Origin of the sequence: Marinobacterium ramblicola, assembly GCF_019084545.1 — a bacterium.
Lineage (GTDB): Bacteria > Pseudomonadota > Gammaproteobacteria > Pseudomonadales > Balneatricaceae > Marinobacterium_D > Marinobacterium_D ramblicola.
On sequence record NZ_JAHREP010000034.1, the window covers coordinates 1 to 25,901 of the forward strand.

Sequence of the window (25,901 nt, forward strand, 5' to 3'; positions counted from 1 at the left end):
GGCGCCGATGCCGGCACAGACGCCGAGCGGTTCGCGCCGGGTGTAAAAGAAGTTGCTGTTGCCCAGCTGCTGGTGTTTGCCGCCGAGCGAGGCAGCCAGCCCGGCGTAGTACTCGATCACATCGGCGCCGGTAACAATGTCCACGCAGATCGCCTCCTGCAGCGGCTTGCCGGTGTCGAGCACCTCGATTTTGGCCAGCTCGTCGTTGCGCTCACGCAGCAGCTGCACCGCGCGCAGCAGGATACGGCCACGTTCGGCCCCGCTCATGGCGCCCCAGATCGCCTGGCCCTCGGCGCAGGAGGCGACGGCGGCATCCACATCGGCTTGGCTGGCCTGGTGCACCTCGGCCAGCACCTCACCGGTGGCCGGGTTGCGGGTGAGGAAGGTCTCGCCCGATGTGGCGTTGCGGTACTGACCGTGAATGTAGAGCGCGTGCTGCTGCATCGAAGTTATTCCTCAGTCTCTTGCCGGTATCTTATCCAGCCCGATCAGGCTGGAATATTTTTATTGATTGATCGTTTAATTAAAAATAAAGCTTCTTTGATAAAAGTCAAAAAATCGCAATATTTTTAAGTTGTTGAAAAATAAGGTCTTATAAATTCCGTGTCGTAAAATGGACAGTTTGTGGCGTATTCAGGCTTATGGATTGGCGCATGGAAAAGGCGTTTTACTTCTCTGGTAAACGCCCTGTCGCGCCGTTAATGAACAGAGATTTTCGACTCCGCGCCAAAGCTGGGCATCGGTAATCCGTTGAATTACGGGGTGTCGGGGCGAGTCCGGAGCAGATCCAGAGCGGACAGGCTGTATTTCGGTGCGCGGCGGTTTTTGCGTGATGGCGTGGCGATAGGGGCGACGAACGGATGCTAGATTTCCGCTTGAAAAATATTCAGCACAACTTAACAGGCTGCAAAATCGTCTCATGCAGGCGGGAAGTGGGGCCGCAGGAGGGGGAGGGCCTGCCCAAATAGAGCAGGCCCGAGGCGTTAGCGTGCGGCGGTGTTGTTCTGTTTCGACTGATAGGCTTGTGCTTTTTCCCGGAAGGTTTTCAGCGCTTCCGCCGCGTTCACATTCAGATCGCTGACGCTGTCGATCCACTTTTTGTCCATGCCGGCAGTAAGTTTCCAATACTCCTTGGCTATGGGGGAGTCGTCACCGACCTGTTTGATCGCCACATGGTTTTGCTGGGCTGCGATGATGCCGTTATTGTCTGACTGATCCCAGGCCTTGCCGGCCAGCGCCGAGAGTCGGGCGCCGGATACGTCCATGATCGCCTGCCGATCCTTCGGGCTCAGCTTATCGAGGAACTCTTCATTGGCGATGATGGAAAAGCTGCCAAGATAGAGTCCGCCCGGCAACAATGTCAGGTTGGGAGCGACCTCTGCCAGACGAAAGTCCTTCTCACTGGCTGCAGGCATGAATACGCCATCGACGATACCCTGCTGCATCAGTTCGTAGACCTTGGGCCCCGGTGCGGCCACGGGTGTCACGCCGAGACGTTCGCCAACCTCCTGCTGGATGCCGCCACCGAGGCGGATCTTCTTGCCCCGCAGGTCGGCGAGAGTGTTGATCTCCTGCTTGCTGAAGATCTGCCCCGGACCGTGGGTGAACAGTCCCATCAACGCGACACCGTCACCCGCAGGCTTATACCGGGGTCAACTGGGTTGGTGTGTTCTTCATCCCTGCAGTGGCTTCGCGTTCGGCAAGTTCCGCCTCTGCTCGGCGCTTCAGGTAGCGGCGCATGGCAACGCTGGCGGCATCGGCCTTGACCGAAATCTCGTAGTAGTCATCGCTGTCGCCATACTCCTCGATCATCTCCGAAACAGCCTGGAGCCCGACCACATCCTCCTGGAATGCGGCCATTAATTGCTGATGCATGAAATCGGTGACCTCATCCTCCTCGAGGGCGAAGTTGCGGCCGTGTACGACAAAGTAGTGGGTCCTGTCGGCGGTGGCCGGTGTCGGAATGTGTGCAGTCTTGATCCGCTGGTCCGGCCGCTCGGATTCGTCCAGCGAGATGTCGTAGAACTCGGCGTGCACGATATGCAGGGCAGGCGATACGAAGTCGGAGGTGGTGATCCGCGCAGCATCCTTGTCCTCCAGTCCGGTGGGCTTGGCCCAGACCGGTGGCAGGCGTGTGGGTACTACATAGCGCTTGAGCAGAAAACGGTCCTCGCTGATATCGGTATCAAAATTGGCGCGGGCATAATCCGGCGTACCGAAGGTGTTGGCGTGGAGGAAGCTCAGATGGGTCAGGTCGAGCAGATTTTCGTGCAGATAGACGTAGCTACACTTAAGATCCATATAGTCCTCGGAGGTGACCCAACCCTCCTCCAGCATCGGCATGGCGGGGATCTTCTCGAGATCCGCCTGCTCCGCTTCGCCCATCCAGATCCAGATCACCGGGCCCTGCTGATGTACGGGGTAACTGCGGATCGAGATACCGGAGCAGTTGCACTGGGAGGGCACTTCGACACACTCACCTTTTTCGTTATAGCGCAGGCCATGGTAGCCGCAGACCACGGTGTCGCCGTCCAAGGTGCTGCGTGACAGAGGAAAAGAGCGGTGGCCGCAACGGTTGTTCAACGCGACAGGCGTACCATCCTCTTTGCGGAACAACAGTACTTGCTGGTCTAGGATGGTGCGGGACATAAGCTCCCGACTTACCTCGCGAGTCAAGGCGGCGACGTACCATTCGTTGTAGATAAAAGGGGTCTTGCGATCAGCCATCCGGCGGCATGCGACCTGTGCGGCGCGCTGTACTCGTGTCAGTGACATGGGGCTCTCCGGTTTGTAGTTGTATTCAAGCCTGTGTCTACGGTAAACCAGCGCTGAATGGCCGGAACTCACAATATCTTGTGAGGCTCGATATCGACGCCATAGGCGTGTAATACTGTCAGGACGAATGAACGCCCGAGCGCCACGGGTGGATAACAATAAAAAGCGCCGATGAGGCCTGAAGATGAACCCAACGCTTGAACAGTGGCCGCTGGCGACGCTGATATCCAGTGTCGGACAGCGCCGGTTTGACCGGGTACTGGCCGACACCATGCACAGGCTGACAGGTGCCGATCACTGCGTACTGGTGTCCTATCCTGCTTATTTGAAACACCCCTTTACGCTGTTTTCTGCCGGGTCCATACGCGAGCCATTGGCCCAGGAGTGTCGTCGCCTGTATGACGAGGTGTTCTACGTACGTGACCCTAACCTGGCGTTGATGACCGCAGGCGATAGAAAAGGCGAACCCAGGATCAGGCAGGTGCAGGTCGATGAACTCGACGATCAGGAGTATCGCCACCAGCTGATGGAGCGCTGTGACATTCGTGAAAAGATCGCCTTTATCGGGCAGAGCAACGGCCAGCCCTTCTGCCTGAACCTGTATCGAGTGAATAAAGCAACACGTCGCAATCTGGACAGTGCTCCCCTGGTGGAGGGCGGTGCGGTGCTGGCGTCGATACTGGAGCGACATATCGCATTTGCCGGCCAGCAGCAGATTCGCTTCGATCTGCCCTGGGTGATGTCGCGTTTGCAGGGGGCCTGTGGCGATCTGTTGACCGCGCGCGAGATCGATGTCGGTGCGAGGATCGTGCTTGGGTACAACTCCGAGGCGATTGCGCTTGACCTGGATATCAGCGTCAACACCGTATTGACGCACCGGCGTCATCTGTACGAAAAGGTCGGCATCGGTACCCAGAACCAGCTGTTTGCACTGGTGGTGGAGGGGCGGTTGCCCTTCTGAGCCTGCACTGCCCAACTCTCCAGGTTAACCCTGTTTCGGATCCGGGAGCGCCGCGCCAAGGGCGTCGCGATCCGATAACGTCTGCACCTTCTCTCTGGATAGCCTCCCGTCGGTAAACGCGAACCAAGCTCGCGTCAGCGCTGGCGAATCGGTAAATGACAGAGTTTTTTCACTGTGTCGCAAATCGACATTGCCGAGGCGTTACGGAACATCATGTTCCCCAACGCTCTGGATACCATCCTCTCAAAGCCAGCCAGTCTGGTCTTAAGCTATTTGGTCAAACCGGTGTACCCAACACGTTCTTGCTTCACCTGGTACTAGCAAACGGCGTAATCAGGTTAAGCATTGGAGGAGAAAAAGATGTTTGCAAAGAGTGATGATATTCAGGGCTTCGATAACGAACTCTGGGACGCGATCCAGCACGAAGCGGTGCGTCAGGAGGAGCATATCGAGCTTATCGCCTCCGAGAACTACACCAGCCCGCGCGTGATGCAGGCGCAGGGTACCGTGCTGACCAACAAATACGCCGAAGGCTACCCGGCCAAGCGCTACTATGGCGGTTGTGAGTATGTCGACGTGGTAGAAGCGCTGGCGATCGAGCGCGCCTGCAAGCTGTTCGGTGCCGATTACGCCAACGTACAGCCGCACTCCGGCTCCCAGGCTAACGCCGCTGTTTACATGGCACTGTGCCAGCCGGGCGATACCGTACTGGGCATGAGCCTGGCGCACGGTGGTCACTTGACCCACGGTGCGCACGTTAACTTCTCCGGCAAGATCTACAACGCGGTTCAGTACGGTCTGAACGAAGCGACCGGCGAGATCGATTACGACCAGGTCGAGGCGCTGGCACTGGAGCACAAGCCGAAGATGATCGTGGCGGGCTTCTCTGCCTACTCCCGTATCGTCGACTGGGCTCGCTTCCGCGAGATCGCGGACAAGGTCGGTGCCTACCTGTTTGTCGACATGGCGCACGTTGCCGGTCTGGTTGCCGCTGGTCTGTACCCGAACCCGCTGCCCTTCGCCGATGTCGTTACCACCACGACTCACAAGACTCTGCGCGGTCCGCGTGGCGGCCTGATCCTGGCAAAGTCAAATCCGGAGCTGGAGAAGAAGCTGAACGCCGCGGTATTCCCGGGCGGTCAGGGTGGCCCGCTGATGCACGTTATTGCAGCCAAGGCTGTCGCATTCAAGGAAGCACTGGACCCCGCCTTCACTGAGTACCAGACTCAGGTAGTGAAAAACGCCAAGGCGATGGCTGAAGTGTTCATCGAGCGCGGCTTTGATGTTGTGTCCGGCGGCACCGATAACCACCTGTTCCTGCTCAGCCTGATCAAGCAGGGGTTGACCGGCAAGGCGGCTGATGCAGCGCTGGGTCGTGCCAATATCACCGTGAACAAGAACGCCGTGCCGAACGACCCGCAGTCTCCGTTCGTGACCTCTGGTCTGCGTATCGGTTCTCCGGTTGTGACCACCCGCGGCTTCAAGGAAGAGCAGTGCCGTACACTGGCTGGCTGGATCGCCGACCTCCTCGACGTACTGAACGACGAAGAGAAGCTGGAAGCGAAGATCATCGAAGTGAAAGAGCAGGTTAAGGCGCTGTGCGCTGATTTCCCGGTCTACCGTTGATCTGATTGGTTATTTCGAAAACCCGCGTAAGCGGCTATCAGTGGAGCTGACGTTATGCAGCGTTATTCCGGATTTGGACTGTTCAAGCACAGTCTGAGCTATCACGAAAACTGGCAGCGGGCGTGGCGCAACCCGACGCCGAAGAAAAAGTATGACGTCATCATCGTTGGTGGTGGTGGGCACGGTCTGGCGACCGCCTACTACCTGGCCAAAGAGCACGGCATCACCAACGTGGCAGTGATCGAAAAGGGTTACCTGGGCGGCGGTAATACCGCCCGTAACACCACGATCGTGCGCTCCAACTACCTTTGGGACGAAGCGGCTCACCTGTACGAACACGCGATGAAGCTGTGGGAAGGTCTCTCACAGGACCTGAACTACAACGTCATGTTCTCTCAGCGCGGCGTACTCAACCTGGGTCACACGCTGCAGGATATGCGCGACATCCAGCGCCGTGTTAACGCCAACCGCCTGAACGGTATCGACGGTGAAGTTCTGGACACCAAGGGTGTTCAGGAGATCGTGCCGCACATGGATTGCTCCGCCAACCGTCGCTACCCGGTACTGGGTGCGTCCTGGCAGCCGCGTGCGGGTGTCGCCCGTCACGATGCGGTGGCCTGGGGCTTCGCCCGTGGCGCCGACAGCTACGGCGTCGATCTGATCCAGCAGTGTGAAGTCACCGGTATGGTGATCGAAGATGGTGCCATCGTCGGGGTCGAGACCAACCGTCACGGCAAGATCATGGCCGATCGCGTGGGCTGCGTTACCGCCGGTAACTCCGGTGTGATGGCGAAGATGGCCGGTTTCGAACTGCCGCTGGAATCTCACCCGCTGCAGGCGCTGGTCTCCGAGCCGATCAAGCCGATCCTGGATACCGTGGTGATGTCCAACCACGTACACGGCTACGTCAGCCAGTCCGACAAGGGCGACCTGGTGATCGGTGCCGGTATCGATGGCTACACCGGTTACGGTCAGCGCGGTTCCTACCCGACTATTGAGCACACCCTGCAGGCGATCGTCGAGCTGTTCCCGATCTTCAGTCGCGTACGCATGAACCGTCAGTGGGGCGGTATCGTCGATACCTGTCCGGATGCCTGTCCGATCATCTCCGACACCCCGGTTGAGAACCTGTTCTTCAACTGCGGTTGGGGTACCGGCGGCTTCAAGGCCACCCCGGGATCCGGCAACGTCTTCGCCGCGACGCTGGCGAAGGGCGAAGCCCACCCGCTGGCCAAGCCGTTCTCCATGTTCCGTTTCCACAACGGCGCACTGATCGACGAACACGGCGCCGCTGGCGTTGCTCACTGAGGACTTACGAAATGCTGCATATCTACTGTCCGCACTGCCGCGAGCACCGCGAAGAGGAAGAGTTTCACGTCAAGGGCCAGGCGCATATCGCCCGTCCGCTTGATCCGGATAGCTGCACCGACAAGGAGTGGGGTGAATACCTCTTCTTCCGCAAGAACCCGCGCGGTCTGCATCACGAGATCTGGTACCACACCACCGGCTGTCGCAAGTTCTTCAACGTGACACGCGACACGGTCAGCTACGAGATCAAAGAGGTCTACAAGATCGGTGAACAACCTCAAGTGGTTGCCAAGGGTTAAGGAGCGGAACAAATGAGCCAGAAAAACCGCCTCCAGTCCGGAGGCCGCATCGACCGTTCCAAGGCGTTGTCCTTTAGTTACAACGGTCGCCAGTATCAGGGTTACCAGGGTGATACCGTCGCCTCTGCGCTGTTGGCCAACGGTGTCGACATCATTGGTCGTAGCTTCAAGTACAGCCGTCCGCGCGGTATCGTCACCGCCGGTGCCGATGAGCCGAACGCTATCCTGCAGATGGGCGCTACCGAAGCCACTCAGGTGCCGAACGTACGTGCCACCCAGCAGGAACTGTTCAACGGCTTGGTGTGCAGTGCCACCAACGGTTGGCCGAATGCCGATTCCGACATGATGTCGATCCTCGGCAAGGTCGGCGGCAAGATGATGCCTCCGGGCTTCTACTACAAGACCTTCATGTTCCCGCAGTCGATGTGGGAAACCTACGAGAAGGTTATCCGTAAGGCTGCCGGTTTCGGTCGTTCTCCGCTGGAGAACGATCCGGACGAATACGATCACGTTAACCAGCACTGCGATCTTATGGTCGTGGGCGCAGGTCCTGCCGGTCTGATGGCGGCGCTGACCGCTGCGCGCAGCGGTGCACGCGTGATCATCGCCGATGAGCAGAACGAGTTCGGCGGTCACCTGCTCTCCAGCCGTGAGCGCATCGGCGGCAAGTCGGCTGCCGACTGGGTCGCCGAGATCGTCGAGGAGTTGGCGAGCTTCCCGGATGTGATGATGCTGCCGCGCTCTACCGTGAACGGCTATCACGATCATAACTTCCTGACCATCCATGAGCGTCGTACCGACCACATCGCCGACAAGGCGCCGACCGGTCAGGTTCGTCAGCGAATGCACCGTGTCCGCGCCCATTGGGTGGTACTGGCCACCGGCGCCCAGGAGCGTCCGCTGGTATACGGCCACAATGACGTGCCGGGCTGCATGGTTGCATCCGCCGTGTCCACCTATATCAACCGCTATGGTGTGGTACCGGGCAAGCAGTTGGTACTGATGACGACCAACGACGGTGCTTACCAGACCGCTCTGGACTGGGCCGATGCCGGCCGTGAAGTGGTCGCCGTGGTCGATACCCGTGCTAATCCGCAGGGCGAACTGATCGAAGCGGTGCGCAAGCGCGGCATCAAGGTGATCACCGGTAGCGCCGTGATCGAGGTCAGCGGCAAGAAGCGTGTCAGCGGTGTGACCATTGCCAACATCGATGCCAAGGGCGAGAAGGTTACCGGAAAGGCTCACTCGCTGATGAGCTGCGATACCGTCGCCAGCTCCGGTGGCTGGAGCCCGGTTGTGCACCTGTCCTGCCACACCGGCAGCCGTCCGCAGTGGAACGACGAGATCATCGGCTTCGTGCCGGGCCCGACCGTGCAGAAACAGCTGATCGCCGGCGGCATCAACGGTACCTACGCGCTGGACAAGGTTCTGGCAGAGGGTGTCAAGGCGGGTCAGGAAGCGGCCACTCGTCTGGGGCTGACCGCGGCCGACACCCAACTGCCCAACGTGCGCAGTGTACGTGAAGGCAAGGCGATGGCACTGTTCCATGTACCGCACAGCAAGCCGACCTCGCGTGCGCCGAAGCAGTTCGTCGACTACCAGAACGACGTGACCGCCGCCGGTATCGAGCTGGCGACCCGCGAAGGCTTCGAGTCGATCGAGCACGTCAAGCGTTACACCGCCATGGGCTTCGGTACCGACCAGGGTAAACTGGGTAACATCAACGGTATGGCGATCACCGCCAAGATCCTGGGCAAGTCGATTCCGGAAACCGGTACCACCGTGTTCCGTCCGAACTACACCCCGATCACCTTCGGTGCCATTGCCGGCCGCAACTGCGACGAGCTGTTCGATCCCAAGCGCTTCTCCGCCATGCACAAGTGGCATGTCGAGAACGGCGCCAAGTTCGAGGACGTGGGCCAGTGGAAGCGTCCCTGGTACTTCCCGAAAGCGGGCGAGACCATGCAGCAGGCACTGGATCGCGAGTGCAAGGCGACCCGTGAAAGCGTCGGTATCCTCGATGCCTCCACGCTGGGTAAGATCGACATTCAGGGTAAGGATGCTCGCGAGTTCCTGTCCCGTGTCTACACTAACGCTTGGGCCAAGCTCGGCGTTGGCAAGTGCCGCTACGGCCTGATGTGTAAAGAAGACGGTATGGTGTTCGACGACGGTGTGACCTCATGCCTGGGCGAAAACCACTTCCTGATGACCACGACCACCGGTGGTGCTGCGGGCGTACTGGAATGGCTGGAGCTCTACCACCAGACCGAGTGGCCGGAGCTGGAAGTGTTCTTTACCAGCGTTACCGATCACTGGGCGACGATGACCATCTCCGGCCCCAACAGCCGCAAGCTGCTGGCCGAGCTGACCGATATCGACCTGGACAAGGATGGGTTCAAGTTCATGGACTGGCGTGCAGGCACAGTGGCGGGCGTACCGGCGCGTGTGTTCCGTATCTCCTTCACCGGTGAGCTGTCGTTCGAGATCAACGTTCAGGCCAACTACGGCCTCTACGTCTGGGAGAAGCTGTTCGAGCATGGCGCCAAGTACAACCTGACACCGTACGGTACCGAGACCATGCACATCCTGCGTGCAGAGAAGGGTTTCATCATCGCCGGTCAGGACACCGACGGTTCCGTGCATCCGTTCGATCTCGGTATGGGCTGGTGTGTTGGCAACAACAAGCCGTTCAGCTACATCGGTAAGCGCGGTATGGCACGTGAAGATTGCGTACGTCCAAACCGCAAGCAGCTGGTAGGCCTGAAGACCAAGGATCCGAAGGTGGTTCTGCCGGAGGGCGCCCAGGCGGTGGCCAATCCGAAGCAGGCGATCCCGATGGATATGCTCGGTCACGTCACCTCCAGCTACTGGAGTGCCAACCTGGGTCGCAGCATCGCGATGGGCTTCGTCAAGGGCGGCCTGGAGCGTATGGGCGAGTCCGTATACTACCCGCTGGCCGATGGCCGCGTGATCGAAGCTGAAATCTGCAGCCCGATCTTCCTCGATCCGAAAGGGGAGCGTCAGAATGTCTGAGACACTTGCACCTGAAAAAGAAGGCACCGTCAACGTGGCGGTCATGAACCAAGTAGCGGGACGTGGTGTGCGCGCCGAGTCCCCGCTGCATCACGCCGAACTCGACAAGCTGGCTGCGCGTAACCCGCGCACCGGTGGGGTGATGTTGCGCGAGCTCAAGCTGCTCGGTCACCTGACCCTGCGCGGTTCGCAGCAGAACGAAAGCTTCATGAACGGCTGTGCCGAGGTGCTGGGCGTGGCGTTGCCGACCCAGCCGCTGACCTCGGTAGAGAAGGGCAGTGTATCGATCCGCTGGATCAGCCCGGATGAGTGGCTGGTGGTACTGCCGGGCGATCAGGCATACGAAGTGGAGCAGGGGCTGCGCGCCGTAATCGAAGGCCACTTCTCGGTGGTTAACGTCAGCGGCGGCCAGACACTCCTTGAGCTGTCCGGTCCGAACGCCCGTGAACTGCTGCAGAAGTGCATCCCGCTGGACGTGCACCCGAGCCAGTTCCCGGTCGGCAAGGTCGCCGGTACCGTGTTTGCCAAGAGCACGGCTGTGGTACGCCGCAGTGGCGAAGATAGCTGGGAGCTCGTGGTACGCCGCAGCTTTGCGGACTACATCTGGCTCTGGTTGCAGGATGCCAGCCGTGAATACGGTCTGGTGATCAAGAGCTAAACCGTTTTGGCACACCGGGGTGTTTCCGCCAGACGCCCCCGGTGTGCCGTCTTAAGTTGCTGGAGGAGATTGTCATGAGCTCTCTGCCCGATTCCTGGATCTTCACCGCCCAATGCCCCAGTCAGCTGGGTACCGTCGATGTGGTGACCCGCTTCATGGCGGAATCGAAAAACTACATCAATGAGATCCATTCGTTCGACGATCGCGTCAGCGAGCGTTTCTTCATCCGCATCGAATTCCAGCCTCAGGGAGAAGTATTCACTCCCGAGGGTTTCAACGAACAGTTCGCACCGCGCGCGGCTCAGTTTGACATGGAGTGGGACTTGACCCCGCCGGGCCAGCGTCCGCGCGTGGCGATTCTGGTGTCCAAGTTCGACCACTGTCTGAACGACCTGCTGTTCCGTCACCGTACCGGACAGCTCAACATCGATGTGCCGGTGATTATCTCCAATCATCCGGACCTGCGACCGCTGGCCGAATGGCACGGTATACCCTACTACCATCTGCCGATCACCGCGGACACCAAGCCCAAGCAGGAGGCGCAGATCCTCGATCTGCTGGAGCAGTACGATATCGACCTGGTAGTGCTTGCCCGCTATATGCAGGTGCTGTCACCGCAGATGTGTGAAAAGCTGGATGGCTGGGCAATCAATATCCATCACTCCCTGCTGCCGGGCTTCAAGGGCGCACGTCCCTACCACCAGGCCTGGGAGAAGGGCGTCAAGATGGTCGGTGCCACCGCCCACTACGTCAACAACGATCTGGATGAAGGCCCGATTATTACCCAAGGTATCCAGAGCGTTGACCACGCCCACTACCCGGAAGACCTGGTCTCCAAGGGGCAGGATGTGGAGCGGATCACCCTGTTCAACGCGGTCAAGTACCACGTCGAGAAGAGGGTGTTTCTCAGTGGCAAGCGTACCGTGGTATTTAGCAACTGAGGTTGCTGCTGATTTTCCGTTGTTGTTTTTGCCGGGCCCAGTGCCCGGTTTTTTATTGGTAAATGTGGCGGATTTTTTCGGTGTCATGGGGTATATCGTTAAAAGACGATATGACATCATGGGCGGATACAACAGGAGCCCAAGATGAAATCACTGTCCACTATCCCTTTTTCTGTGCTGGAGCTGGCGCCGATACGACTGAACGAGGCCGTTGGCGATACCCTGGCCCGTACCATCGAGTATGCCCGCCATGCGGAAGGTTGTGGCATCAAGCGGTTCTGGCTGGCCGAACACCATAACATGCAGGGGATCGCAAGCTCAGCGACCTCGGTACTGATCGGTGCGGTGGCGGTCAATACAGACAAGATGCGGGTCGGCTCGGGCGGTATCATGCTGCCCAACCACCCGCCCCTGGTGATTGCCGAACAGTTCGGCACGCTGGACGCGCTCTATCCTGGTCGCATCGACCTGGGGCTCGGCCGTGCGCCCGGTACCGATCCGCTGACCAGCCGGGCGCTGCGCCGTGACGACATGCGTGCTGAGCATTTTCCCGAGGAGGTGGCGCAGCTGCAGAAACTGCTCGGGCCGGCCGATCCTGACGCCCGTGTGAGAGCGATACCCGGTGAGGGCAGTCAAGTGAAGATTTGGTTGTTGGGATCAAGCCTGTTCAGCGCCCAGCTCGCAGCAGAGCGGGGCTTGCCCTACGCCTTTGCCGGACACTTCGCACCGCGCCACGCTTACGAGGCGCTGACGCTCTATCGTCGACAGTTCCGACCCTCGGATGTTCTGGACTCACCCTATGCGATACTTGGCGTACCGTTGATCGCGGCACAGTCGGATGATGAAGCCCGCTATCTTGCCACCAGCTCGCAGCAACGGGTGCTGTCGCTGATACGGGGTGAACCGCTTTGGCTGCGCCCGCCGGTAGAACGTATGGATGGGCTCTGGAGCCCACATGAAAAAGCGTCGGTGGAGGCGTTTCTCGGTCTGCAGATCGTGGGCGGTCCGGCAACACTCCGGTCGAAGCTGGAGCATCTGATCGAGGAATTTCCGGTGGATGAACTGATGTTCACCAACGATCTGTATGATCAGGTAAAGCGGTTGGAAGCGCTGTCGATCCTGACGTCACTGGCGTAGGCAGCGCAGTATCCGCCCCGGTTCTGCGCCTTTAGTCGCGATGACAGATGCAGGAATCACCGCTGGCAGCAGCTTTCAGCTCCTCGGCGATACCGCATTGCGCCACCGTTTGATGGTGAGCGCAACGCTGGCGCAGAACCATCAGTTGTGACTCCAGCTCGGCGAGTTCTGCACGACGCTGATGCACGGCAGCAAGGTGTTGATCGATTACAGAGTCGATCTCACCGCACTCGTTGGCGGGTGAGGCGAGCAGCGTCAGTAGCCGGCCGATCTCCGAGAGCGAAATCTCCAGTGCCCGGCAGTGACGGATAAAGCGCAGGCGCTCGATGTGAACGCTGGTGTAATGCCTGTAACCGTTGGCTTCGCGGGCGGGCGACGGCAACAGCCCTTCGCGTTCGTAATAGCGGATGGTGTCTGGATCAACTCCGGTCTGGCGGCTCAGTGTACCGATACGCATCAATTCCCCCCCTGTGACATGACGTGAATTAATAGCTTATCAATATTGACCCTGAAGTCGCTCCAAGGTTTTAAATGCTTCCTGAATTCAGGCCAATACGGGAGATTCAGATGTCAGGGCGTTGTTGTGGTACACCTTCGGTAGCACCTCGCGATACATGGGCCGGGCGGCGTTTCCGGCGGGCGCTTTGGATCGCGCTGGCGGTCAATGCAGCGATGTTTGGGGTGGAGCTGGGTGCGGGCCTGCAGTCTGGGTCGGTATCGCTTCTCGCCGATGCGATCGATTTTTTCGGTGACAGTGCCAACTACCTAATGTCGCTGGTGGTTATGTCGATGGGATTGATGTGGCGCGCGCGCGGTGCCTGGATCAAGGGGATGACGATGGTACTGTTCGGACTGCTGGTGTTGGCACGAGCCGCTTGGGGGGTGATGTTGCGTGAGCTTCCTGAACCGCTGGTGATGTCCGGCATCGGCGTGCTTGCATTCCTGGCGAACCTGGGCGTTGCCCTGATGCTGTATCGGTTTCGCGACGGCGATGCAGATATGCGTTCAGTCTGGCTGTGCAGCCGCAACGATGCCATTGGTAACCTGGCGGTGATCTCGGCCGCTGCCGGGGTGTTCGGAACCGGTGACGCCTGGCCGGATCTGGTGGTGGCGGTCATTATGGCGGGGCTGGCGCTGAGCAGCGGTATAGGTATTCTGACTCACGCGCGACGGGATATGCAGAGGGCCAAAGTGGAAGCAGGGATTTAACCGATCAGGCCATTGCGTTTGATTACGCGGTAGATCTTCTGGCTGGTGCGGCCCAGGGCGCTGAGCTCACCGAGCTTGGGTTCTTCTCCCTGCTCCAGGCGCGTCTGCCAGTCGAGCAACTCGCCGTCGAGATAATCGAGTAGCTTTTTCGAGCAGCCGTTGCAGATGCCGTCGCAAACCTGAGTCGCGGGCAGATCGAAGGGCAGAGTACTCCTTACGTCGTCGATCAGGTTCTGCATGGCGATGCGGGGACTGGGTTTGGGCATAGAGTTCACTCCTGGCTACCGGGGTGATGATAGCGCAGCGATCCCGGTGCCGGGTTGACCGATCTCAAGCCGAGACTTCTGGCCGTCGGCTTAAACAATCGAGCTCGGCGCTATAGATGCTCGGAGAGGAACGTCAGTGTCCGTCCGTGGGCCCGTGCCGCGGCTTTCTGGTTGTATGCGGGCCTGCCCCAGCAGTTGAAGCCGTGGTCGACCCCCAGATAGTCGAAGAAGGTGGCGTTATCGCGGCCGGCGAAGCTGATCTTGACCTTGCCGACGGCTTCGGCGGGGATCATCCTGTCCAGCTCGGCGTAGTGGAACAGAATCGGCTGGGTAATCTTTTCGGCCAGCTCAAGATTGTTCTGGATACCGCCACCATAGTAGGCAACGGCGGCATCGACACTGCCGGCGGCTGCCACGCGGTAGGCCAGTTGCCCGCCGAGGCAGTAACCGATAGCGGCCACGGCGCCTTCGACCTCCGGCAGGCTTTTCAGATACTCGGCGGCTGCGGCCATATCGGCACCGGCCTGAGCATCGTCGACCTGCTGACGCAGCGCCATCGCTTCTGCTCGGCCCGCGTCATCATAACCCAGATCGACACGGGGCTGCTGGCGCCAGAACAGGTCGGGGGCGAGTACGACATAGCCGTCCAGCGCGTATTGGTCGGCGACGGCGCGAATATGGCTGTTGACGCCCCAGATCTCCTGGATAAGGAGTATGCCGGGCCCCCTGCCGGTAGGCGGTAGCGACAGGTATCCGGAGAAGCCTTCTTTGCCAACGTTAGGGATATCGATCCATTTTGCATTCATGTTGTCTACCCGTTTCTGTATTGAACCTGTCGTATTGCGGCGCAAAGGCAGCTCATAAAGCATCTTTTCATAAGGCATCTTTTTATAAAGTACCTTTGAACCTGGCGACCAGGTAGGGGGCAAATAGCGTGGTAATCAGAACCAACAGTAGCAGATCGCCCGATGCGGGGTTAAACAACTGCAGGATCTCGCTCCAGCTCTTTCCGGCAAAGAAGTGACCAAAGAGGATATCGAACAGCAGCGTCATGCTGACCCACTGCAGTCCGATCAGCAGATAGATGCGGCGGCTGCGGCTGCCGATAAACGGAAATGCGCAGTAAGTGGCGATCAATATGAGCAACGACAGGCTCAGCCCGCTGACGACCAAAGCGGGATGCTGACCGATAAGCTCGACCAACACTCGGTCTCTGATCAGGCCATTGACGATCGCCAGTATCACCATGGCCAGCCAGATCGCCGAGGCGGTAAAAAACAACCTGAAGTAACTCGGTGCCTGAGTCATAGGTTTGGCTTTTGAACGATGAAGTAGAGGTGTAGTTCCGGATACTGATCAAACTCCAGATGCTTGCAGATACAACCCGCTTCGCCGATGACTCTCAGGAAGCCGGGAATGCCCGGTGTCGAGTAATAGACCTCAGGCCCCATGCTGGCGTCGAGGTGCTGATCGGCGTGATCAAGGCCGCCAGCGGAGAAGATGCAGATTCCCCCGGGGTTGAGGTGAGTGAACAGCTTGCGCAGTACCGGCTCATGTTGGTCGAGCGGCAGGTGCCAGAGGCTGTCCCAGGCGGTTATGAAGTCGTATTGTCGGGGCGGGCGCCAGTTGCAGATATCGGCCTGGTGAAAGGCCAGGCTTGGGTAGCGCTCTCTCGCCAGCTCGATCATGCGTGCCGAGATATCGACCCCTTCCGGCGTGAACCCTTTTTCCAGCAGCAGCTCCTCTATCCGACCGTTGCAGCCGCAACCCACATCCAATGCGGCACCGCGCTTGTCGGTAAACGCGATGGCGCGTTCATGCTGAGCAATTCCATTGGTATGGTTGAACTCCGGCCGGGTCCAGAGCTGGGTGATCTGATCATAGGCCAGGCCGATCTGCTTGGGCTGCATAGGGTATTGGCGTTGTCGAATTGGGTTACCGCCATGGTGCAGCATACTGGCTGTTCTTGCCAGCCACTTGATCTATACAGCCGGGCGCAGTCGTTTCAATGTGAGGGCGATATGGTTGAGCCTCAGCTCGCCGTGGCGGCGACCACCGACATCTCTACCAGAATCTCCGGGCGTGCCATGCGCGCTTCGACACAGGCGCGTGCCGGCTTGGGCAGGTCGGCAACCCAGGCGTCCCAGACTGCATTCATGGCGGCGAAATCTTTCATGTCGCGAATATAGATGGTGACCGACAGCATCGATGCCTTGTCGCTCCCTGCTTCGTTCAACAATGCTTCGATCTTGGCCAGGCATTGCCGGGTTTGCTCGGCGATATCCCATTCCGCCTGACCGGCGGTCTGGCCGCACAGGTATACGGTGCCGTTATGTTTGACGATGCGGCTCATACGCTCGGTTGAGTGGATGCGTTCGATGGACATGACTCTCTCCCATTGATGTTGATTCGAAACGTTTAGACCGGCAGCGCTGGAATAGGCCGCTTACAGCCAGTGACTTTCACTGTGCCTGAAGTGGCCTGCGACAAGGTTTCCGGTTCGGGAGGGTATAGTAAGGCATATTTTAAAGTCTTAATAACTATATAAATAAATAAAAACATTAAAAATAACTACAAAAATGAATATATATAGTTAAATAATGCTGTATAAAATTGATAAGGCAGTGGATCATGCATAAATAAAATCCATAAGCTTTATCGAGGTGCATCATGACAGTTCTGGTAATGGGGGCAGGTGTTGTTGGCGTAACGAGTGCCTGGTATCTGGCGAAGGCGGGTCACGACGTGACAGTGATCGACCGCCAGGTGGATGTTGCGCTGGAGACCAGTTATGCCAATGCCGGACAGATCTCGCCGGGATACTCTACCCCCTGGGCGGCGCCGGGTGTGCCGCTGAAGGCGATCAAGTGGATGATGCAGGATCTCGCGCCGCTGATGATCAGTGGCAAAGAGCTGGATATGCAGACGCTCGGCTGGATGGGCAAGATGCTGGCGAACTGCAACGAAAAGGCCTATCACCGCAATAAAGAGCGGATGCTGCGGGTGTCCGAATACAGCCGCGACTGTTTGAAGGCGCTGCGCGCCGAGATCGGCATCGAGTACGATAACCGCGCCCTGGGGCTGACCCAGTTGTTCCGCAGCGAGAAACAGGTCGAGGCCTCCAGGCAGGATATGGCGATTCTCGATGAGTGTGGTGTGCCCTACCAGGCTCTGAATGTCGATCAGTGCATCACCTATGAGCCGGCGCTGGCTCAGGTGAAAGAGAAGATTGTGGGTGGTCTGCGCCTGCCGGGTGATGAAACCGGCGACTGCTTCCAGTTCACCAACAAGCTGGCGGCCGAGTGCAAGAAGCTGGGCGTCAAGTTCATCATGAAAACCGAGATCCTGGGTGTGAACACCGAAGCCGGCAAGGTGGTCAGTGTGTCCACCTCAAGGGGCAAGATGAAGGCGGACCACTACCTGGTCGCCCTGGGCAGCTATTCGACGCCGCTGCTGGCCAGCATCGGTATTCAGGCGCCGGTCTACCCGATCAAGGGCTACTCGCTGACCGTGCCGATTATCGACGCCGACAAGGCACCGACCTCAACCGTGATGGATGAGACCTACAAGGTCGCCGTGACACGCCTGGGGGATCGTATCCGTGTCGGCGGTACCGCCGAGATCGCCTCCTACAACAAGGAGTTGGCCGAGAAGCGCCGTCGCAACGTGGAGTTCGTGGTCAGTGACCTGTTCCCGGGCGGTGGCGACCTGGAGCAGGCCGAGTTCTGGACCGGCTTGCGGCCGATGACCCCGGACGGTACGCCAATTCTGGGTGAAACCTCCATGCCCAACCTGTTCCTGAATACCGGTCACGGCACTCTGGGCTGGACCATGTCACTGGGTTCGGCGAAGTATGTCGCCGATGTGATCAGCCAGCGTAAAACCGATATCAGCCCGGAGGGGCTGTCGATCGCGCGCTATGCCTGATCGCTACGCCTGATCGGGGGAAGCCTGCACGGCTGCGTGCAGGCTTCGTTGTGTCAGAAGTACAGCCGCAACAGGCTGTCGGCCACGCAGACGAAACGGCTTGAGCCCTCTGCCTCGACTTCAATCCTGTTGACCATCTCCACGCTGCGTTTGGCGGGGGTTAGTGATTTCAATGTGGTGCGTGCGCGTATACGGCTACCGCTCTTGACCGGGTGCGGAAACCGGACTTGGTCCAAGCCACAATTCACCACCATGCGGGCCTCGGGATAGGGCGGTTTTTCCGGGTTCACCGTATCGGTCAGATGTGGCAGCAGCGACAGTACCAGGAAGCCGTGGGCAATGGTATCGCCAAAGGGGGACTCGTTTTTGGCACGCTCCGGATCGGTATGGATCCACTGCTGATCGCCGGTGACCTCCGCGAAATGGTCGATACGGGTCTGATCGACCATCATCCAGTCACCCACGAATACCTCTTTGCCGATTCGACCATGCCAGTCACGGTAGAAGGCGATCACCTTCGGATTTTTTACACCCTGCAGATCCTGCTCTTCCTCTGCCTCGGAAAACAGCTTGATGCGAGACACCCAGGAGTTGTTCAGGGTGTTGTTGAGCGAGTGGCTGATGAAATAGGTCAGCTGACGAAGATGGCCATCCGGATTGCCTTTGAGGTCCAAGCCGTTAATCCGGCTTCTGAGCGAGCGCTCTTTCTCTTTTATATATTCAATTACATCCATCGTCAGATCCTGCTCGGGTGTTCGTGCGGCAGTCGAAGCTTGTGAGTATAGCTTCTGGGGTGTTAAGGAACAGGCGTTCGATCCCGATTCGCGCTAAAAATTCCGCGGATTATCGACGATTGAGCAGAATAGCGGCTTGGCTTGATGTCAGGCCGTAGAGAAAAGGGGAGGGAGGAGTGCCACCGAACGGTGGCACCGTGTGGCGCTAGGATCAGGCAGCCGATCCGTGTGGATCGATAACGAACTTCATCGCGGCGCCACCGTCGAACTCGGCGTAACCCTGAGGAGCTTCGTCCAGAGAGATCATCTTCACGTTGACGGCGTCGGCGATCTTGATCTTGTCGAACAGGATAGCCTGCATCAGCGGACGATGGTACTTCATGACCGGGCACTGACCGGTATGGAAAGAGTGGGACTTGGCCCAGCCCAGGCCGAAGCGCATGCTCAGCGCACCCTGCTTGGCCGCATCGTCGACGGCACCCGGATCTTCGGTCACGTACAGGCCCGGGATACCGATCTGGCCGCCGGCGCGGGTCATCTGCATGGCAGAGTTGAGTACGGTAGCCGGTGCTTCCTTGCCGTGGTTGCAACCACAGGCGTGAGCTTCGAAACCGACGCAGTCGACGAAAGCGTCCACTTCACGCTCGCCCAGGATCGCTTCCAGCTTATCGGCCATATCACCTTCCTGAGTCAGGTCGATGGTCTCGCAACCGAAGCTGCGGGCCTGCTTCAGGCGCTCTTCATTCATGTCACCGACGATGACACAGGCAGCGCCGAGCAGATGGGCTGATGCAGCAGCGGCGAGACCGACAGGGCCGGCACCGGCGATGTAGACGGTGGAGCCTGGGCCTACGCCCGCAGTGACGCAGCCGTGGAAGCCGGTGGGGAAGATGTCGGAGAGCAGGGTCAGGTCCTTGATCTTTTCCATCGCCTGGTCGGAGTCCGGGAACTTCAGCAGGTTGAAGTCAGCGTAGGGGACCATGACATACTCAGTCTGGCCGCCGACCCAGCCGCCCATGTCGACGTAACCGTAAGCCGCACCGGGGCGCGCCGGGTTAACGTTCAGGCAGATACCGGTCTTACCCTCTTTACAGTTACGGCAGCGACCGCAGGCGATGTTGAACGGTACGGAGACCAGATCGCCCACCTTGATGAACTCCACGTCACGGCCGGCTTCGATGACCAGGCCGGTGATCTCGTGACCCAGAACGAGGCCAGAAGGAGCTGTTGTACGTCCGCGCACCATGTGCTGGTCGGAACCGCAGATGTTGGTAGTTACAACTTTGAGGATGACGCCGTGATCGCACTTGCGATTGCCGATCGCCAGTTCCGGATAGGGGATCGACTCGACCGCGACTTTGCCCGGTTCCTTGTAGACGACACCGCGGTTGCTTGAGTTACTCATGGGGTGCTCTCCATCTTTTTTTGTTATATATGTCAACAGATGTGTTGTGCACTATAACAGTTTTGTTGTGCATAACAATGGATCGCTCCTACATCGCAAGGAGCGTCACGACACCCTACGCTTCGAGCAGGCGCGAAACTTATCTGACCGAGACACTGAAATGCCGGATTGAGACGCGGCGATAGACAGTGGGCCTATCCACCTGTGCGTAAAGCCTGGGGCTGCCGGTTGCAGCGTGCAATCTTACGGACTGTCGATTAATGTGGATCGATCCACAAGATATTGCCGCTGGATCTTTTGAATGAGGCTTTATCCGTAGCGCTATCACCCGCTCTGGGTATGGTTTAAGGTCAGACGAAAATTAACTATTTCATGGAGCATTTTGCGGATGGAATCACCGGTCATCGTATTTATCGATGATGAGTCTGCCGTTCTTAACGCGGTGAAGCGGCTGCTCAGGCTCAGTCATCGAGACTGGGACGTTTACCTCTTTACCTCGGCGGAAGAGGCGTTGAAGCGAATCCCATCGTTGCAGCCCTGGGTTGTCGTCAGTGAGCGAGAGCTGCCTGATATGTCGGGCGATGCACTGCGAGAGGCTATAGTGGAGTGTGCGCCGTTAGCGATCCGTGTGATTCTCACCGGTGACACGCGGCGTGAAACTATCCTTGCCAGCCCGTTTCAGGCCCATTTCATGATCCGCAAGCCGTTTGATCGCGAAGTGCTGGATAACCTGCTGACACGTGCTCGCATACTGCACCAATTGCCACTTCAATATGAAACGCGGGTTCAACTTGGCCGTCTGCAGGGCTTGCCGGTCCTGCCCGACATCTACCATGAGCTCAGTGTCGAACTGGAGAAAGAGGAGCCGGAAGTTAGCGTTGTGGCTTCGCTCATTCAGCACGACCAAATTCTCGTGAGCCGTGTACTGCAATTGGTCAACTCTCCTTTCTTCGGCTTCGGTTCGCGCACCAACGATATAGAAGTCGCGGTGATGCGACTTGGTTTGCAGACGATCCAGAGACTTGTCCTGGTGCTGGAGCTTTACCACGGAGACAAGCCCTCCGAGCAGAGAATCGCGGATGCACTGCTGCACGATGCCATGAGGTTGGCGTCCCAGGTTGGTGTGATATGCGACAGCCGAGGGATGAGCAAAGCGTTGCGAAATCAGTGCCTGGTCGCTGCCTTGCTGCACAACATCGGTCAGCTGGTGAGGTGGTTTCAGCTTAGCGCATCGGATGTCGATCCAAAGCGATGGAAAACTGAACTCCTTAGCGAGTATGAATTGGTAGGCGCCTATCTACTGGAGCTGTGGGGGTTCGAGCCGGAGGTGATCGATGCGGTCAGGTTGCAGCTCGAGGATCCGTTACCGGACGACTGCGATACCGTCACCGAAGTGTTGAATCTGGCGTTAAGGATGGTGCAGGGGCGTTACGAAGAGTCTGAGTCCGGGCAATCTGAGTAAGCCGGTCGATCAGTTAGAACAGGTAAAGAGAGTTATGTCCGTCAGATCGCCTTCGCGTCAAAGTGTTTTCAGTGTGCTTTGGGGCACCTATATCCGCAATGCTCTGATTCCGATCATCTTTATTGAGCTGGCACTGATAGGAGCCTATCTGGTGACCAACTATCTGGTGCGCGATGAAAATATCGCAACCATGCAGCTCAGTGCCCAGCAATCACTGCTGGAGACCGCCAGGCTCGAATCCGAGGTCATCGACACTCAGCTCAAGGGCGTCGCCGAGATGACCAATCTGTTCGCCGAGCTTACCAGTCGCGCCTATGACACACCTTACATAGCGTCAGAGGTCGAGAAGGGCCGTTACGCCTTTAGTGAGACGGGTGTCTGGCATACCCGACCAGAGACAGGTGAGGCGGCGATGTTTTATTCGTCGATAACCGATATCGGTGACCAGGAGCGAGAAAAAGCCTGGCAGATGGTACAGCTGGACCCCTTGATGGCCCAGCTCGTTAACAGTAGCTCGCTGGTGGCTCAAGCCTATTTGAACACCTGGGACTCGATGAATCGCATCTACCCCGCATTCGACGTGGTTGAGCAATATCCCTTTGATTTGGATGTCACCAAGTACAACTTCTACTACGAGGCGGATGCGAAACATAATCCCGATCGTGGCGTGGTGTGGACCGACGTATATATCGATCCGGCAGGGCAGGGGTGGATGGCATCGGCGATAGCGCCGGTTTATCGCCGTGGCAGCGATTTTATGGAGGGGGTGGTCGGTCTCGATATCCGGGTGTCCGAGATCGTTGATCACGTGTTGTCGCTATCGCTGCCCTGGGACGGCTACGCGTTATTGGTCGATGGTGCCGGTACCATACTGGCGATGCCGAACTCGGCGGAAGATGACTGGCAGCTGCATGAGTTGACCGATCATGAGTACTCCAAGGCGATCGAAGAGGATACCTTCAAGCCGGAGGAGTTCAATCTGTTCAAGCGCCCGGACAGTCTGCTCGTGGCGCAACGGCTGAAAGCCGATAAAACCGGGGTTGCGGAGCTGCAGCTCAATGGCCAACTCAAGCTGGCTGCCTGGGCGCAGATACCGGGAGCGGACTGGCACCTGCTGGTGGTCGTCGATCAGACCCGTATCTACGCGGATGCGAATGCACTGAAAGCCCGGGTGGATCAGGTCGCGATCGGCATGATTCTGGCGCTGCTGTTGTTTTATCTGCTCTTCCTGGCGTATCTCTATCGTAAATCCGTGCGTGTGGGGCGGCGTCTGTCGGAGCCGATGGTCGGGCTTACCCGTATGATCCAGAGCATCGGTGGTGGTGATTATCGCCCTCCCTCTCTGGCCACCGATATCACTGAGCTGCATACGCTGGCGACCGGGCTTAGCGACATGGGAAGCACGCTTGGCCGCAGTCGGGAGATGCTGGATGACGCCAACAGAAACCTGGAAAAGCTGAACCGGCAGCTGGAGCAGCGGGTGGAGGCGCGTACGCGCGAGTTGCAACTGGCGAATACGAGTCTCAAGCAGGAGAGGCAGGAGCAGGAACGTTTGATCGCCGAGCTTAAGTCGACCCAGGCGCAACTGGTTCAGTCGGAAAAGATGGCTTCGGTCGGTGTTCTTGCCGCCGGGGTAGCGCATGAGATCAACAATCCACTTACCTTTGTCGGTACCAATATCTCGATCCTGAACGACTATGTGCCGGCACTGCTGCGCCTGCATGAGCAGACGGTGGATCTGGTGGCTGAGGAGAAGCGCGAGCAGCTGGCGGCGGCCGAGGATGAGCAGCGTTTCCCTGAGATCGTCGACGATATGCCCGACCTGCTGGAAGATTGCTCCGAGGGCGTACGGCGCATTCGTCATATAACCGAGAGTCTGCTGGAGTTTTCCCATGTCGGTAATACCTCCTGGCAGACCTGTGATATCAACCACTGTATTGAGACGACACTGGTCATCTGCTACCACGAGTACAAATACAAGGCCGAGATAAAGACAGATCTCGAGCCCAATATTCCTCAGATAGAAGCGGTTCCGGCTCAGCTCAATCAGGTGATCATGGCGCTGGTGGTCAATGCGGCTCAGGCCATCGAGCGGATGGGCGAGATCACTATTACCTCGGGATCTACCGGCGATAAGATCTTTTTCACCGTTTCGGATACGGGGTGCGGGATCAAGCCGGAGGTGCTTGATCATATCTTTGAGCCATTCTTCACCACGAAAGATGTGGGGCAGGGAACCGGTTTGGGTCTGGCGGTCGTGTATGGGATCGTCAAGTCCCACAACGGTCAGATATTGGTCGAGAGCACACCGGGTAAGGGAAGCCGGTTCAAAGTGTTGTTACCGATTGTACAGAGGAAAGGTAACTAGCTCTCGTAACCGGTTTGCAGTCGATCCTGTGTCCGCCAACGTCGCTGTGTGACATGTGATGCCGAAGTTCCCCTCCGATAATGGGCGCTTGCTAATTCCCCAGTAGAAGGCAGTGCGCCTCGGAGAGAGTCATGAGTATCAGTGTTTTTGATCTGTTCAAGATCGGGGTTGGCCCCTCCAGTTCTCACACCGTCGGACCTATGCGTGCGGCGCTAGCCTTCGTGCAGCAGCTTCAGGAGCGGGGAATACGCCCGGCGGTAAAACGCGTGCAGGTCGAGCTGTTCGGCTCCCTGAGTGCGACCGGCGTCGGCCATGGTACGGATAAGGCAACGGTAATGGGTTTAATGGGTGAGGCGCCGGACAGCATCGATCCGCGCCGCATCGAGCCCGCCGTGAAGGCGGTATGGGAAACCGAATACCTGTCGCTGGCCGGCGGCGAAGGGATCGAGTTCGATTGGAACCGCGACATGCTGTTCGTTGATGAAGTGCTGCCCTATCACCCCAACGCCATGCGCTTGACCGCGTTCAGCGATCTGGGCGAGTTGTATCAGAACACCTTTTACTCGATCGGCGGCGGCTTTGTGCTTGATGAGAGCGAAGCGACCGCGAACGCGCACCTGGTGCCCCAGGTGGAGCTGCCTTACGACTTCAATACGGCGGTGGAGTTGCTCGACCTCTGCAAGGCGAACGGTTTGCGGATCAGCGAACTGATGCTGGAGAACGAGAAGGTGTGGCGCAGTGAGAGCGAGATCCGCGCCGGCGCCGACAGTATCTGGAAGGTGATGCAGGAGTGTGTCGCCAATGGCCTGGAGAACGAGGGGATCCTGCCGGGCGGCTTGAAAGTACGCCGTCGCGCACCCTCGCTCTACCGTTCGTTGCAGCAAGCCTCCGCCGGTAACGTGATCAGCACCACGCTGCGGGCGATGGACTGGGTCAACCTTTACGCGCTGGCGGTCAATGAAGAGAACGCTGCCGGCGGTCGTATGGTGACGGCGCCCACTAATGGTGCGGCCGGCATCGTGCCCGCGGTACTGATGTACTACATGCGTTTCAATGAGCAGGCGACCGACGAGGATGTGGTCAACTTCCTGCTGGCGGCGGCGGCCATCGGTGCGCTGTGCAAGAAGAATGCTTCGATCTCCGGGGCCGAAGTCGGTTGTCAGGGGGAGGTGGGTTCGGCGTGCGCCATGGCGGCGGCCGGGTTGACCGAGGTGCTCGGCGGTACACCGGCGCAGGTGGAAAACGCGGCGGAGATCGCCCTGGAACACAACCTGGGGCTGACCTGTGATCCGGTGGCGGGACTGGTGCAGGTGCCCTGTATCGAGCGAAACGCGATTGCGGCGATGAAGGCGATCAACGCGACGCAGATGGCGCTGCGCGGTGACGGTGAACATTTTGTCTCCCTGGATAAGGTTATCCGTACCATGCGCGATACCGGTCGCGATATGCAGGATAAATACAAGGAAACCTCGCGCGGAGGTTTGGCGGTCAACGCGATCGATGTCACCAGCATTGCGGTCGGTGTGAACGCTGTTGAGTGCTGATTGTTAAGTCAAATCTCCCGATTGTTGATCGGCGCACCCTGTTTGGATGTCCAAATATGGTGCGCAGGGCGTAAAAAAAGATGCAAAAAACGACATGGAGGGGTCGCTTTTTACTGCGTTTCAACTATAGTTCGTGAGTCTATAAGCCACGAATGACGTGGGCTTGAGTGTATACGGATCGGTTCCGGCACTCACATGCCTATATGCGACATCAGGGCTCAGGCAGGTCCAAATATAAATATAAAAGG

The 25,901-nt window shown here is 58.4% G+C and carries 24 protein-coding genes; 13 read left to right on the forward strand and 11 right to left on the reverse strand.

Annotated elements, in window-relative coordinates; genetic code table 11:
• From KQ940_RS20305 to KQ940_RS20315, 3 genes are all read right to left on the reverse strand, one after another.
• A partial coding sequence (locus tag KQ940_RS20305; protein WP_217416259.1) for an aldehyde dehydrogenase family protein occupies window positions 1-444 on the reverse strand: 444 nt, incomplete at its 3' end.
• Between the two features lie 539 nt (window positions 445-983).
• A complete protein-coding gene (dctP, locus tag KQ940_RS20310; protein ID WP_217416261.1) occupies window positions 984-1,616 on the reverse strand; it encodes a TRAP transporter substrate-binding protein DctP in 633 nt (210 codons plus the stop codon).
• A gap of 25 nt (window positions 1,617-1,641) precedes the next feature.
• Window positions 1,642-2,775 (reverse strand): aromatic ring-hydroxylating oxygenase subunit alpha, encoded by a 1,134-nt coding sequence (locus tag KQ940_RS20315; RefSeq protein WP_217416263.1) that lies wholly within the window; start codon window positions 2,773-2,775, stop codon window positions 1,642-1,644.
• Window positions 2,776-2,959: 184 nt separating this feature from the next.
• Between KQ940_RS20315 and KQ940_RS20320 the strand changes: the two genes are divergently transcribed.
• From KQ940_RS20320 to KQ940_RS20355, 8 genes are all read left to right on the forward strand, one after another.
• Window positions 2,960-3,736, forward strand: coding sequence for a helix-turn-helix transcriptional regulator (locus tag KQ940_RS20320; RefSeq protein ID WP_217416265.1), 777 nt, complete (start codon window positions 2,960-2,962; stop codon window positions 3,734-3,736).
• A 360-nt stretch (window positions 3,737-4,096) separates the two neighbouring features.
• On the forward strand, window positions 4,097-5,362 hold the full coding sequence (glyA, locus tag KQ940_RS20325; RefSeq protein WP_217416267.1) for a serine hydroxymethyltransferase: 1,266 nt from the start codon (window positions 4,097-4,099) through the stop codon (window positions 5,360-5,362).
• Between the two features lie 54 nt (window positions 5,363-5,416).
• Window positions 5,417-6,670 (forward strand): sarcosine oxidase subunit beta family protein, encoded by a 1,254-nt coding sequence (locus KQ940_RS20330; protein WP_217416274.1) that lies wholly within the window; start codon window positions 5,417-5,419, stop codon window positions 6,668-6,670.
• An 11-nt stretch (window positions 6,671-6,681) separates the two neighbouring features.
• Complete coding sequence (locus KQ940_RS20335; protein ID WP_217416281.1) at window positions 6,682-6,969, forward strand: sarcosine oxidase subunit delta; 288 nt, start codon at window positions 6,682-6,684, stop codon at window positions 6,967-6,969.
• A 12-nt stretch (window positions 6,970-6,981) separates the two neighbouring features.
• The gene (locus KQ940_RS20340) at window positions 6,982-10,002 is read left to right on the forward strand and encodes a sarcosine oxidase subunit alpha (protein WP_217416288.1); all 3,021 of its coding nucleotides are present in this window, start codon (window positions 6,982-6,984) and stop codon (window positions 10,000-10,002) included.
• The gene (locus KQ940_RS20345) at window positions 9,995-10,660 is read left to right on the forward strand and encodes a sarcosine oxidase subunit gamma (RefSeq protein WP_217416290.1); all 666 of its coding nucleotides are present in this window, start codon (window positions 9,995-9,997) and stop codon (window positions 10,658-10,660) included. Before KQ940_RS20340 ends, KQ940_RS20345 begins: the two co-directional genes overlap by 8 nt.
• A gap of 74 nt (window positions 10,661-10,734) precedes the next feature.
• A complete protein-coding gene (gene purU / locus KQ940_RS20350; RefSeq protein WP_217416292.1) occupies window positions 10,735-11,601 on the forward strand; it encodes a formyltetrahydrofolate deformylase in 867 nt (288 codons plus the stop codon).
• A gap of 144 nt (window positions 11,602-11,745) precedes the next feature.
• Window positions 11,746-12,738 carry an LLM class flavin-dependent oxidoreductase gene (locus KQ940_RS20355; RefSeq protein WP_217416299.1) on the forward strand — a complete coding sequence of 331 codons (993 nt, stop codon included), beginning with the start codon at window positions 11,746-11,748 and terminating at the stop codon, window positions 12,736-12,738.
• Window positions 12,739-12,769: 31 nt separating this feature from the next.
• On the opposite strand, the gene cadR is transcribed toward KQ940_RS20355, so the two are convergent.
• Window positions 12,770-13,195: a Cd(II)/Pb(II)-responsive transcriptional regulator gene (gene cadR / locus KQ940_RS20360; RefSeq protein WP_217416302.1), complete on the reverse strand. Its 426-nt coding sequence runs from the start codon at window positions 13,193-13,195 to the stop codon at window positions 12,770-12,772.
• A 110-nt stretch (window positions 13,196-13,305) separates the two neighbouring features.
• On the opposite strand from cadR, the gene KQ940_RS20365 reads away from it, so the two are divergent.
• Window positions 13,306-13,947, forward strand: coding sequence for a cation efflux transmembrane domain-containing protein (locus KQ940_RS20365; RefSeq protein WP_217416308.1), 642 nt, complete (start codon window positions 13,306-13,308; stop codon window positions 13,945-13,947).
• Here the strand turns inward: KQ940_RS20365 and KQ940_RS20370 are convergent.
• The 5 genes from KQ940_RS20370 to KQ940_RS20390 form a co-directional block, all read right to left on the reverse strand.
• Window positions 13,944-14,213 carry a hypothetical protein gene (locus tag KQ940_RS20370; protein WP_217416310.1) on the reverse strand — a complete coding sequence of 90 codons (270 nt, stop codon included), beginning with the start codon at window positions 14,211-14,213 and terminating at the stop codon, window positions 13,944-13,946. The two genes, KQ940_RS20365 and KQ940_RS20370, sit on opposite strands and share 4 nt — an antisense overlap.
• A 110-nt stretch (window positions 14,214-14,323) precedes the next feature.
• Entirely contained in the window at window positions 14,324-15,019 is a 696-nt protein-coding gene (locus KQ940_RS20375) for a dienelactone hydrolase family protein (RefSeq protein WP_217416312.1), read from the reverse strand.
• An 82-nt stretch (window positions 15,020-15,101) separates the two neighbouring features.
• Window positions 15,102-15,521, reverse strand: coding sequence for a hypothetical protein (locus tag KQ940_RS20380; RefSeq protein ID WP_217416319.1), 420 nt, complete (start codon window positions 15,519-15,521; stop codon window positions 15,102-15,104).
• Window positions 15,518-16,123, reverse strand: a complete 606-nt coding sequence (locus KQ940_RS20385; protein WP_217416321.1) for a class I SAM-dependent methyltransferase — start codon at window positions 16,121-16,123, stop codon at window positions 15,518-15,520. The genes KQ940_RS20380 and KQ940_RS20385 overlap by 4 nt, the downstream gene beginning before the upstream one ends.
• A gap of 122 nt (window positions 16,124-16,245) precedes the next feature.
• A complete protein-coding gene (locus KQ940_RS20390; protein ID WP_217416323.1) occupies window positions 16,246-16,599 on the reverse strand; it encodes a RidA family protein in 354 nt (117 codons plus the stop codon).
• 284 nt (window positions 16,600-16,883) lie between these two features.
• Here KQ940_RS20390 and KQ940_RS20395 point away from each other — a divergent pair, with 284 nt between their 5' ends.
• A complete protein-coding gene (locus tag KQ940_RS20395) occupies window positions 16,884-18,140 on the forward strand; it encodes a D-amino acid dehydrogenase (protein ID WP_217416325.1) in 1,257 nt (418 codons plus the stop codon).
• Window positions 18,141-18,193: 53 nt separating this feature from the next.
• On the opposite strand, the gene KQ940_RS20400 is transcribed toward KQ940_RS20395, so the two are convergent.
• Both KQ940_RS20400 and fdhA read right to left on the reverse strand, forming a co-directional pair.
• The gene (locus KQ940_RS20400; RefSeq protein ID WP_217416327.1) at window positions 18,194-18,874 is read right to left on the reverse strand and encodes a MaoC family dehydratase; all 681 of its coding nucleotides are present in this window, start codon (window positions 18,872-18,874) and stop codon (window positions 18,194-18,196) included.
• 211 nt (window positions 18,875-19,085) lie between these two features.
• Window positions 19,086-20,279, reverse strand: coding sequence for a formaldehyde dehydrogenase, glutathione-independent (fdhA, locus tag KQ940_RS20405; RefSeq protein ID WP_217416329.1), 1,194 nt, complete (start codon window positions 20,277-20,279; stop codon window positions 19,086-19,088).
• Between the two features lie 388 nt (window positions 20,280-20,667).
• Between fdhA and KQ940_RS20410 the strand changes: the two genes are divergently transcribed.
• From KQ940_RS20410 to KQ940_RS20420, 3 genes are all read left to right on the forward strand, one after another.
• Window positions 20,668-21,741: an HDOD domain-containing protein gene (locus KQ940_RS20410; protein ID WP_217416331.1), complete on the forward strand. Its 1,074-nt coding sequence runs from the start codon at window positions 20,668-20,670 to the stop codon at window positions 21,739-21,741.
• A 34-nt stretch (window positions 21,742-21,775) separates the two neighbouring features.
• Complete coding sequence (locus tag KQ940_RS20415) at window positions 21,776-24,109, forward strand: ATP-binding protein (RefSeq protein ID WP_217416333.1); 2,334 nt, start codon at window positions 21,776-21,778, stop codon at window positions 24,107-24,109.
• A gap of 131 nt (window positions 24,110-24,240) precedes the next feature.
• Window positions 24,241-25,653 carry an L-serine ammonia-lyase gene (locus KQ940_RS20420; RefSeq protein ID WP_217416341.1) on the forward strand — a complete coding sequence of 471 codons (1,413 nt, stop codon included), beginning with the start codon at window positions 24,241-24,243 and terminating at the stop codon, window positions 25,651-25,653.
• Window positions 25,654-25,901 lie beyond the last annotated feature (248 nt).